At 48.6% G+C, this 10,027-nt stretch carries 18 protein-coding genes; all 18 read left to right on the top strand.

Features of this window, described 5'->3' with window-relative positions; translation table 11 throughout:
• Positions 1-37: 37 nt before the first annotated feature.
• Entirely contained in the window at positions 38-223 is a 186-nt protein-coding gene (locus tag FP827_09455; protein ID MBA3053292.1) for a type Z 30S ribosomal protein S14, read from the top strand.
• Positions 224-337: 114 nt separating this feature from the next.
• Positions 338-730, top strand: coding sequence for a 30S ribosomal protein S8 (rpsH, locus tag FP827_09450; GenBank protein MBA3053291.1), 393 nt, complete (start codon positions 338-340; stop codon positions 728-730).
• Position 731: 1 nt separating this feature from the next.
• Positions 732-1,289 (top strand): 50S ribosomal protein L6, encoded by a 558-nt coding sequence (locus FP827_09445; protein ID MBA3053290.1) that lies wholly within the window; start codon positions 732-734, stop codon positions 1,287-1,289.
• Positions 1,286-1,615 (top strand): 50S ribosomal protein L18, encoded by a 330-nt coding sequence (locus FP827_09440; protein ID MBA3053289.1) that lies wholly within the window; start codon positions 1,286-1,288, stop codon positions 1,613-1,615. The genes FP827_09445 and FP827_09440 overlap by 4 nt, the downstream gene beginning before the upstream one ends.
• A 9-nt stretch (positions 1,616-1,624) precedes the next feature.
• Positions 1,625-2,197, top strand: a complete 573-nt coding sequence (locus tag FP827_09435; protein ID MBA3053288.1) for a 30S ribosomal protein S5 — start codon at positions 1,625-1,627, stop codon at positions 2,195-2,197.
• On the top strand, positions 2,197-2,703 hold the full coding sequence (locus tag FP827_09430; protein ID MBA3053287.1) for a 50S ribosomal protein L15: 507 nt from the start codon (positions 2,197-2,199) through the stop codon (positions 2,701-2,703). The genes FP827_09435 and FP827_09430 overlap by 1 nt, the downstream gene beginning before the upstream one ends.
• Entirely contained in the window at positions 2,700-4,016 is a 1,317-nt protein-coding gene (gene secY / locus FP827_09425) for a preprotein translocase subunit SecY (GenBank protein ID MBA3053286.1), read from the top strand. The genes FP827_09430 and secY overlap by 4 nt, the downstream gene beginning before the upstream one ends.
• Positions 4,013-4,651: an adenylate kinase gene (locus FP827_09420; GenBank protein ID MBA3053285.1), complete on the top strand. Its 639-nt coding sequence runs from the start codon at positions 4,013-4,015 to the stop codon at positions 4,649-4,651. The genes secY and FP827_09420 overlap by 4 nt, the downstream gene beginning before the upstream one ends.
• Positions 4,638-5,378 (top strand): type I methionyl aminopeptidase, encoded by a 741-nt coding sequence (gene map / locus FP827_09415; protein MBA3053284.1) that lies wholly within the window; start codon positions 4,638-4,640, stop codon positions 5,376-5,378. The genes FP827_09420 and map overlap by 14 nt, the downstream gene beginning before the upstream one ends.
• Positions 5,375-5,620, top strand: coding sequence for a translation initiation factor IF-1 (infA, locus tag FP827_09410; protein ID MBA3053283.1), 246 nt, complete (start codon positions 5,375-5,377; stop codon positions 5,618-5,620). Before map ends, infA begins: the two co-directional genes overlap by 4 nt.
• A complete protein-coding gene (gene rpmJ, locus FP827_09405) occupies positions 5,617-5,730 on the top strand; it encodes a 50S ribosomal protein L36 (GenBank protein ID MBA3053282.1) in 114 nt (37 codons plus the stop codon). The genes infA and rpmJ overlap by 4 nt, the downstream gene beginning before the upstream one ends.
• Positions 5,731-5,767: 37 nt before the next feature.
• Positions 5,768-6,154 carry a 30S ribosomal protein S13 gene (rpsM, locus tag FP827_09400; GenBank protein MBA3053281.1) on the top strand — a complete coding sequence of 129 codons (387 nt, stop codon included), beginning with the start codon at positions 5,768-5,770 and terminating at the stop codon, positions 6,152-6,154.
• A 5-nt stretch (positions 6,155-6,159) separates the two neighbouring features.
• Positions 6,160-6,540 (top strand): 30S ribosomal protein S11, encoded by a 381-nt coding sequence (gene rpsK, locus FP827_09395; protein ID MBA3053280.1) that lies wholly within the window; start codon positions 6,160-6,162, stop codon positions 6,538-6,540.
• Between the two features lie 13 nt (positions 6,541-6,553).
• On the top strand, positions 6,554-7,186 hold the full coding sequence (gene rpsD, locus FP827_09390) for a 30S ribosomal protein S4 (protein ID MBA3053279.1): 633 nt from the start codon (positions 6,554-6,556) through the stop codon (positions 7,184-7,186).
• A 9-nt stretch (positions 7,187-7,195) separates the two neighbouring features.
• Positions 7,196-8,140, top strand: coding sequence for a DNA-directed RNA polymerase subunit alpha (locus tag FP827_09385; GenBank protein MBA3053278.1), 945 nt, complete (start codon positions 7,196-7,198; stop codon positions 8,138-8,140).
• Positions 8,137-8,472: a 50S ribosomal protein L17 gene (locus FP827_09380; protein ID MBA3053277.1), complete on the top strand. Its 336-nt coding sequence runs from the start codon at positions 8,137-8,139 to the stop codon at positions 8,470-8,472. The genes FP827_09385 and FP827_09380 overlap by 4 nt, the downstream gene beginning before the upstream one ends.
• 23 nt (positions 8,473-8,495) lie before the next feature.
• Positions 8,496-9,533 carry a rod shape-determining protein gene (locus FP827_09375; GenBank protein ID MBA3053276.1) on the top strand — a complete coding sequence of 346 codons (1,038 nt, stop codon included), beginning with the start codon at positions 8,496-8,498 and terminating at the stop codon, positions 9,531-9,533.
• Positions 9,526-10,027 (top strand): hypothetical protein (locus FP827_09370; protein ID MBA3053275.1); only part of this gene is annotated, 502 nt, incomplete at its 3' end. The genes FP827_09375 and FP827_09370, both read left to right, overlap by 8 nt.

The raw sequence follows: 10,027 nt of genomic DNA, 5'->3' as shown, positions 1-10,027 counted from the left end.
CGTATCTTGGTATGTTGGGGGTACCGTTTAAAAAATAATGGCTAAAACATGCAAAATGGAAATATCAAAAAGAGTGCAGAAGTTCCGTGTCAGGGAAAAGAACAGGTGTCTCAGATGCGGCCGCCCGAGAAGTTATTACCGTGATTTCGGTTTGTGCCGGCTTTGTTTCAGAGAGCTTGCCCACCGTGGCGAGATCCCGGGCATAAAGAAAGCCAGCTGGTAAAATGGTGAGCGAAGTCGAACCAAAAATGGTGAGTCCTTCGATTTCACTCAGGATACTGAGCTTGTTGAAGTACGAAGTCGAACCGAAAATGAGAAAATTAAAGGGAGTGTTAGAATGAGTCAGGATCCGATCGCTGATTTTTTGGCGGCTTTCAAAAATGGCTTGCTGAGAAATAAGACATATATAGATTTCCCCGCGTCCAAGATATTGGGAGATATTCTCAAGATCATGGAAAACAAGGGGTTTGTTGATAATTTTAAGAAGATCACTGACAGCAAACAGGGGTTCTTCAGAATATTCCCGAAATATGAAGGCAAAAAACCTGCCATGCGCGGAGCCGAGAGGGTGTCAAAGCTCAGCGGCAGAAAATATGCCGCGGTTAAAGATATTCCTGTTGTTTTTGAAGGGTACGGCATATGTATTATGTCTACATCCCGCGGGGTTATGGACGGAGAAGCTGCCCAAAAAGCAAATTGCGGAGGCGAGGTTATTTGTTACCTCTGGTGATATGAGCAGAATAGCAAAAGTCCCGGTTGTGATACCCAGTGGTGTGGAAGTGCAGCTGACCGACGGCGGCACATGCATAAAAGTCAAGGGCCCGAAGGGTGAGATGACCAAAAAATTCGCATCCGTGGTGAAGGTTGTCTCTGCCGACGGCAAACTCACTTTTGAAAAAACGGAAAACAGTAATTTCGGGAAGATGATGCTCGGTACAATCTCGTCCATAGTGCGCAGTATGGTAAAGGGCGTCCATGAAGGTTTTGAAAAAAAACTGAATATATTGGGTGTGGGTTACGGTTTTACTGTAAAAGGCCAGGAGCTTACGGTGGCCTGCGGTTATTCCAGTGATGTGATCTTTCAGCTGCCCAAAGAAGTGAAAGCCGTGGCCGTGAAGACGGCTTTGACATTGACCTCCTTTGATAAAGAGATACTCGGCAAAACAGCCGCGGAAATCCGCGCTCTTCGGCCGCCTGAGCCCTACAAAGGCAAAGGGATACGTTATGACGGCGAGATCGTCAGGAAGAAATCAGGGAAGTCCGCGGCCGGGTCAGGGGATGCAAAATGACAAAGAATATTAAAAAAATAAAAAGAGAACGCCGTCACGCGCATGTGGTGAAAAAGTTGAAAAAGGGCATTATAGACACCCTCCGCATTGTCGTGACCAAAAGCAACAGGAATGTGTTCGTCAGCCTCGTGGATGATATAAAGTTAAAAGTTATCACCGGCTGTGTCAAAAGTAAAAAAGAAGCCGGCTCCGCCGGAATGGAAATAGCTGAGAAAGCCAGGAAACTGGGAGTGGAGAAGATAGTGTTTGACAGGGCCGGATACAAATATCACGGCGTGATCAAAGCGGTAGCGGAGGGCGCCAGAAAAGGCGGCCTGAAGTTTTAGGAAGGCAAAATGAATTTTGTTCGCAAAAAAGAAGATGATCTGATACGAAAAACCGTGGATATATCCAGAGTGTCAAAGGTCGTGAAAGGCGGCAAAAGGATGTCTTTCACGGCTCTCTGTGTCGTCGGTGACGGCGCGGGAAAAGTCGGTGTGGCAAAACGCAAAGGCGCCGATGTGCGCATAGCGGTTGATAAGGCCAGTAAAAAAGCGCAGGAGAAAATGGTCAGGATAAATAAAGAGGGGTGTACTATTCCGCACACCATAACGGGCGTGCACTGCCGCAGCAAAGTGCTGCTGAAACCCGCCCGCCCGGGAACAGGCATCATTGCCAGCGCCCCCGTTCGCGCGCTGGTCGAAGCATGCGGTATAAGCGATATCCTGACAAAAAGCCTCGGCAGCAAGAATATAATGAATGTAACATACGCGGCGCTTGACGGTCTTGTCAATCTCAAGGTTTCCAAAAAAGAAATACCGGGCATGGATGAGTTTGCTTCGATCAAAGAATCTGAAACACCTGCCGCTCCCGCGCTATCGAGCGTTCCTGAGCGTAAATCCCGTCGAAGCGTGAAGAAGGAGAAATAATGGCATTTGTCAGTTTGCCTGCATACAGCGGCGCCACCAAAGTAAAAAAGAGACGAAGGGGTCATGTTCACGGCAGATACAACGGCCGCGGCCTTAAGGGCGAAAAATCGCGCGGAGGCCGGACTCATCTGCCTCTTCTTGAAGGCGGCCAGATGCCTCTTGTAAGGAGACTTCCTAAAAGAGGTTTTACAAACAGGCGATTTGCCGAAAAATGTGATATTTTGAATCTTTCCGTTCTTGACTCTAAATTTGATGTCGGCGCCGAAATCAGCGTTGAAGCTCTTGTGAAAAAAGGCATTGTCAAAGGCAAAAACAAAGTGAAATTGCTCGGTAACGGAAAACTAACAAAAAATTTCAAGGTGTTGTTGGAAAATATATCCGAGGGCGCCGCGAAAAAAATAACCGAAGCCGGCGGCACCGTCGCGAATCAGAAAAAAGCAGCTCAAAAAAAAAGTGAAAAGGCGCCCCCCGTCAACGCGAGTTCCTTAGCTCCCGTGCCTAAATGATCAATTCTTTCGGCGACATTTTTAAAGTCCAGGATCTTAAAAGGAAAATAGGTTTTACTTTTCTTATTCTCGCTGTTTACAGGGTAGGAACAACAGTGCCTCTTCCCGGCGTTAACGCCGCGGCTCTTCAGGCCTTTTTCGCGAGGCAGGAAGGCGTGCTCGGATTTTTGAATATGTTCTCCGGCGGCGCCATGGAGCGTCTTTCTATTTTCGCTCTGGGAATAATGCCTTACATAAACGCTTCAATTATTATGTCGCTGCTGCAGACGGCGATACCCTATCTTGAGAAACTTTCTAAAGAAGGCGCTCCGGGCAGGGAAAAGATAACGAGAATGACCCGCTACGCCACTCTCCTGATAGGTTCGGTGCAGGCCTTCGGACTCACATTCTGGATACAGAGCATGAAAGCCCCCGGCGGTGAAGCCGTTTTGATGTTCACCGGTTTCGGCTTCAGGCTTCTTCTGGTCGTCACCATGCTCACCGGCACAATGCTTGTCATGTGGCTCGGTGAGCAGATAACGGAATCCGGTATAGGAAACGGCATATCGCTGATAATATTCACGGGGATCGTCGCGGGTTTTCCGTCCGGCCTTAAAAACACTTATTCACTTCTCAGCACGGATGAGATATCGTTGTTCGCCCTCGCTCTCATCGGGGCTTTTATGCTCGCGATACTGGCTCTCACCGTTTTTATAGAAGAGGCCCAGCGCCGCATCCCGATACAGTACGCGCAGCGTGTCGTCGGGCGCAAGGTGTACGGCGGCCAGAGCACTTATCTGCCTCTGAAAGTGGAGTCTTCGGGAGTTATAGCGGTAATATTCGCTATGGCTTTTATGAGTTTTCCCCTGATGATAGGCCAGTTTTTCCCCGGTTCCGCGCTTTTTGAAAAGCTGCAGATATTCTTTTCTCCGGGCAACATCGTTTATATCATCGTTTACACGGTGCTGATCGTGGCGTTCTGTTATTTTTACACTCTTCTCACATTCGATCCGAAAAACATAGCAGACAACCTGAAAAAATCAGGCGGTTTTATACCCGGAGTCAGGCCGGGCGAGCAGACCGCGGAAAAGATAAAGACGGTGATGTACAGGATAATATTGATAGGCGCCCTTTTTGTGGTTTTCATAGCCATTGTGCCGATGATACTCAGGAATTTCAATATGCCTTTTTATTTCGGCGGGACGGCGCTCCTGATTATTGTGGGCGTGGCGCTTGACACAATGGGCCAGGTCGAGTCCCAGCTGATCATGAGGCATTACGACGGACTGCTCAAAAAGAGCCGTCTTAAAGGGAGATATTTCAACATAAAATGATTTGTATTTTTTTGGGAGCTCCCGGATCCGGTAAGGGCACGCAGGCCAAGAAGGTGTGCGCGGCGTTCGGGATGAAATATATAGGCACCGGAGAAATCCTGCGCGATAATGTCGCGTCCGGCACGGAGCTGGGAAAAAGAGTGAAGGCCACACTGGTTGCGGGGCACCTCGTCGATGATGAAACGATGATACAGATTATAGAGGAAAAAATAAAAAAAGAGGATTCTTTTCTTATGGACGGATTCCCGCGGACGGTGCCTCAGGCGGAAGCGCTGGACGGGCTTTTTGAAAAATACGGAAAAAAAGTAAACACCGTGATCTTTCTGGATGTTGACGCCGGGGAAGTGACAAAAAGGATCCTCGGAAGATTTTCCTGTCCTTCATGCGGGAAAGACTACAATGTGTACACAGATGATATAAAAGACAGGCTCTGCCCCTCGGACGGAGCGGATCTCATCCAGCGGAGTGACGACACGGAAGAAACGGTGAGGGAGAGAATAGAAGAGTACTCGCGCAAAACCGCTCCTCTTAAAGAATTTTACGAGAATAGGAAGAGTCTCATAAATGTCCGCGGCACGGGAAGCCCTTCCGAGATATTTGAACGGATAACGGAGGCATTAGATAATAAAAATTAAAACAGCTTCCGAGATCGACGGGATAAGAAAAAGCTGTAAACTATTGAAAAAAATGAGCGATATGATAAGAAAGCACATAACAGAGGGCCGGAAAACATCGGATCTGGCGGCCCTGGCGGAGGAATTCATATATTCCAATCAGGCAACGCCGGCGTTTACGTCCGAGGGTTTTCCCTCGTGCATATGCGTTTCCGTCAATGACGAGGTTGTCCACGGCATTCCGGGGGATTATGTGATCCAGAACGGTGATCTTGTCAGCGTTGACATGGGCCTTATCCTCAGCGGTTATTATTCGGATATGGCCGTGAGCGCTGTCGCGGGTAATGCCTCCTCTGTTGCCCAAAACCTAATGGATGTCGCGGAGCAGTCTCTCCGGAAGGGGATAGAGCAGTTTAAAGAGGGAAATCGTCTCGGCGATATATCGCACGCCATAGCGTCGTTTGCGGAAAAAAACGGTTTCTCTGTTGTCAGGCAGTTTACAGGCCACGGCATAGGGCTGGAGCTTCACGAGGAGCCGCAAATCCTGAACTACGGCCGCCCCGGCACAGGGCCTGAGCTCAAAAACGGCATGGTGTTCGCTATTGAGCCCATGATAAACGCCGGGAGCTGGGAAGTGAAAATAGATGATAACGGATGGACCGCGCGTACTTCTGACGGAAACCTTTCCGCCCATTTTGAGCACACGGTCGCGCTCCTTGACGGAGAACCTGAGGTTTTTACATCATGACAAAAGAAGAAAAAATAGAAATGAACGGGATGGTCGTTAAGGCACTGGGTAACGCTGTTTTTAAGGTGCAGCTTGACGAAGCTCACGAGGTGCTGGCACATATATCCGGAAAAATAAGAAGGCATTATATAAAAATTCTCCCGGGAGACAGGGTGAAGGTGGAGCTTTCGCCTTATGATCTCACCAAGGGAAGAATAGTTTTCAGGGAGAACGCGAACCGCAATCAGGGAGAGGATCAATGAAAGTTAAAGCATCGGTGAAACCTATCTGTAATAAGTGCAAGGTCGTCAAAAGAAAAGGCGTCGTGAGGGTTATATGCGAGAACCCCAAGCACAAGCAGAGGCAGGGCTGAAAGAAATACCGCTGGGGCGGTGACAGGGGGATATTGTATGGCAAGGATTTCAGGAATTGAATTACCGCTGAATAAAAAACTCGCGGTGGGTTTAAGCTATGTTTACGGCGTCGGCAAGACCACGGCCCTGGCTATAATTGAAGCGTCCGGCATTGACGCTTCCAAAAGAATAAAAGATCTGTCAGATGCGGAAGTGGCGAAGATCCAGAAAATAATAAACGAAAATTATCAGGTTGAAGGTGATTTGCGCCGGGAGGTGCAGGGCAACATCAAACAGCTCATGGAGATAGGATGTTACCGCGGCATCAGGCACAGAAAGGGCCTGCCCGTGCGCGGCCAGCGTACAAAGACCAACGCGCGCACGAGAAAGGGCAAAAAGAAAACCGTGATGGCGTCAAAAAAAGAAGCGCCGAAGAAGGGGTAATATAAATGGCTACAACAGCGACAAAGAAAAGAAAAATTCATGTGAAGGAAGGCAAGATTTATGTTCTGACCAGCTACAACAACACGATAGTGACGGTGACGGATATGAAAGGGAATGTTATCGCGTCATCATCCGCCGGAGCTAATGGTTTTAAGGGTGCCAGGAAAGGCACAACTTACGCTTCCGGGGTTGTGGCCGCAACCGCCTCGCAGAAAGCCAGAGAAATGGGGATGGAAAGAGTGGACGTTTTTGTAAACGGCCCCGGTTCCGGCAGGGAATCGGCTCTCAGATCCGTTCAGGGCGCTGGTATAAGGGTTTCTTCCGTGAGAGATATCACGCCCATCCCGCATAACGGATGCAGGCCGAAAAAAAAGAGAAGAGTGTAAGGGGGAATAGAGAATGTCAAAATATACGGGTCCTAAATGCAAACTCTGTAAAAAATACGGAGAGAAACTTTATTTAAAGGGAGACCGCTGCTGGTCGGATAAGTGCCCTGCGGGGAAAGAAACTCCCGCCGGCAAAGGCGGAACGAAAACTTTTCGGAAACAGAAATCCGAATACGCCATACATCTTCAGGAAAAACAGAAATCCAGAATACTGTTCGGGTTGGGGGAAAAACAGTTGAGAAAAGTGTTCAACGATGTGTCCCGCAAAAAAGGCATTAAAGGAGAAAATCTTCTCAGTGCCCTCAGCCGCCGTCTTGATAATGTGATTTACAGACTGACAATGACATCCAGCCTTCCGCAGGCCAGGCAGATCGTGGGTCACAGGTTTGTCAAGGTGAACGGGAGGGTGTGCAATATACCATCGCGGGAACTCAAAACCGGTGACAAGATCAGTTTTACCGAAAAAGGCAAAAAAATAGATTCTGTTAAAAAATCGCTGGAACACAGCGGGTCCAAAAATATACCGGATTGGCTGAAGCTGGAAAAAGATACGATGACGGGCTCAATTGACAGAGATATTACTTCTGAAGATTTGATTCAGGCAGGAATAGACCACCGTCTTATAGTAGAATTCTATTCAAGGTAAGGAGGAAAAATGAAAGAATTTATAATACCCGAAGGATATGTCCTGGACGAGGCGACGGCGACGGACAGCTACGGAAGTTTCACCATAGCGCCTTTTGAGAGGGGGTTCGGCTATACGCTGGGAAATTCGCTCAGGCGAATATTGCTTTCTTCCGTGGCGGGGGCCGCGGTCAGCGGTATAAAAATATCGGGGGTCCAGCACGAATTTTCCTCTGTTTTCGGCGTGAACGAGGATGTGGCGGAGATCGTACTCAACTTTAAAAAATTGAGGTTTTCAATGGCCAATGATGAAAAAGTTATTTTGACGCTTACAACTTCATCAAAAGGTCCGGTGACAGGCAAGGATATAGAACTGGTTTCCGGCGTTGAGCTGGCCAATCCGGATGTTTACCTTTTCACCCAGGATAAACCGAAGAAAATGACTGTTGACATAGAGGTCACAAAAGGGATAGGATTCGTGCCTGTTGAAGCCCGATCAGAGAGCGTTGATATGGGTTTTGTGCCGATGGACGCGGATTATTCTCCTGTAAAAAGGGTGTCCTACACGGTTGAGAACACGAGGGTCAAGAGAGTGACGAATTTTGACAAGCTGATACTTGAGATCAAAACGGACGGTACTGTTTCTCCCGAAGACGCGCTGAAAAAAAGTGCGGGCATCATGAGAAAATGCGCTGAAGTTTTTGTTAAGCCCGTCGAAGCTGAGGAAGAGTCCGGCGACGCTTCAACCGCAAAAAACACTGACGCCCTTGACCAGTCTATAGAGGTGCTGGGGGTTTCCACAAGGATACTGAACAGCCTGCGGACGAAAAAAATATCTGTTGTGAAGGAGCTCCTGCAGTACAGCGAGAAAGAATTCGGCACTTTTCCGAATTTCGGGCCGAAGTCCCTGTCGGAATTAAAAAAAGCGCTTAAGGAGTTCGCAAAAAAAGAAGGAATAGAGGTTTCTTTAAAATGAAAAATTTAAAAGTGAACGCCGCTCACGGGCTTAGTATGATGAGAGGTATGGCGGAAGCCATGATAATGAACGAGCAGATAGAAACGACTGTCTCAAGGGCCAAGTTTCTCAGAGGTTTCGTGGAGAAACTCATAACGACCGCTAAGGGATCCGGCATACATCCGAGGCGTCAGGCCGCGCGGCACATAAAATCGCGCGAGGCGATGGATAAGCTCTTTAAAGAGCTGGGTGTCAGGTATAAGGACAGGCCCGGCGGTTACACGAGGATAATCCGTCTGGGTAATCGACAGGGCGACGCCGCTGAAATCTGCAGAATAGAATTTGTTAAATAAAGTTTGAGAAGGAGTGAGTCCTAATGAGTAAAGTGACAGAATTTTTAAGAGGTCTTTTTAATAATGACATAGGCATGGATCTGGGAACTTCCAACACTCTGGTTTATGTGAAGGGCCGCGGCATTGTTCTTCAGGAGCCTTCCGTTGTGGCGATAGACACCGCTCATGACAGGGTGATAGCCGTGGGCGTCGAGGCCAAGCGTATGCTCGGCCGCACCCCGGCCAGCATTATAGCTTTGAGGCCTCTGAAAAACGGCGTGATAGCCGATTTCGATGCCACAGAGCGCATGATAGCCAGATTTATCAAGAAGGCCCAGACAAATTTCAGCTTTCTCAGGCCGCGTGTTGTTATAGGCGTACCTTCAGGCATAACGCAGGTTGAGAGACGAGCCGTTAAGGAAGCGGCCGAGGGCGCCGGCGCCAGAGAGGTGCATCTGATAGAGGAGCCGAAGGCAGCGGCCATAGGTAGCGATATGCCAATCGCCGAGCCGTCCGGCAGAATGATAGTTGATATTGGTGGCGGTACTACGGAAATGGCGGTGATATCCTTAGGAGAGATGGTGATATCGCGTTCGATCAGGGTCGGCGGAGACGCGATGGACGAGGCCATAGAAGATTTTTTCAAAAAAAAGCACAATCTTCTCATAGGCGAGGGCACGGCCGAACAGACAAAAATAAATGTGGGATCGGCTTTTCCCCTTGAGGATGAATTAAAAATGAACGTGAAAGGCCGCGATCAGGTTTCGGGCCTTCCCAAAACCATAGAGGTGAGTTCGCAGAATATAAGGCAGGCGCTGTCTGTTCCGGTAAAACGCATAGTGGACGCCATAAAAGCCACGCTCGAAGAGACGCCCGCCGAGCTATCGTCCGACCTTGTGGAAAACGGTATTGTTCTCGCCGGCGGCGGATCACTGCTTAAAGGCTTTGAGAATCTTATACAGCAGGAAACATATCTTCCAGTGCGGCGCGCGCCGGATCCTCTGGTGTGCGTGGCTCTGGGCGCCGGCAAATACCTTGAAACTCTTGAGGAAATAAAGAGAGCCCAGAAGGAATATGCATGACGGCCGGCAGGGAAAGCTTTTTTTTATTGTCTTTCTCCTGCTTTCAGCCGTGCTGTGTTTTATCGTTCCGGCGAGACAAACGCAGCAGTTGCGGCTTTTAACCAAGTACATATATTACACCCCGTACGCAAAGAGCCGCGAGGCGCTTTTAAACCTTTCTTCTTTCCCCGGTAAATTTTTTAATCTGGCCGATATGGACAGAAGGTTCCGCGCCTCTCAACAGGAATTATTTGAAAAGGACTATATTATCGCCCAGCTCAAACAGGAATTGGATAAATACAAAAGCCTGGAAGACGCTTTTAAAAATCAATTTTCAAAGAGATCAAAAATACTACCGGTTTTTCCCTACGGCAATATAGGTAAAAACGCGGACATTTTACTTCTCAGAAATGAGGACGGGGCCTACAGGGAAGGCGACCCCGTGATTTGTTACAGGAATTCTGGATGGGCGCTTGCGGGCGTTGTGGGAAAGAGGGTTTCGGGTTCCGTGTCGG

The sequence above is a fragment of the Candidatus Omnitrophota bacterium genome, from assembly GCA_013791745.1.
Taxonomy (GTDB): Bacteria; CG03; CG03; order CG03; family CG03; genus CG03.
This window is presented reverse-complemented; position numbering and strand designations above follow the sequence as displayed.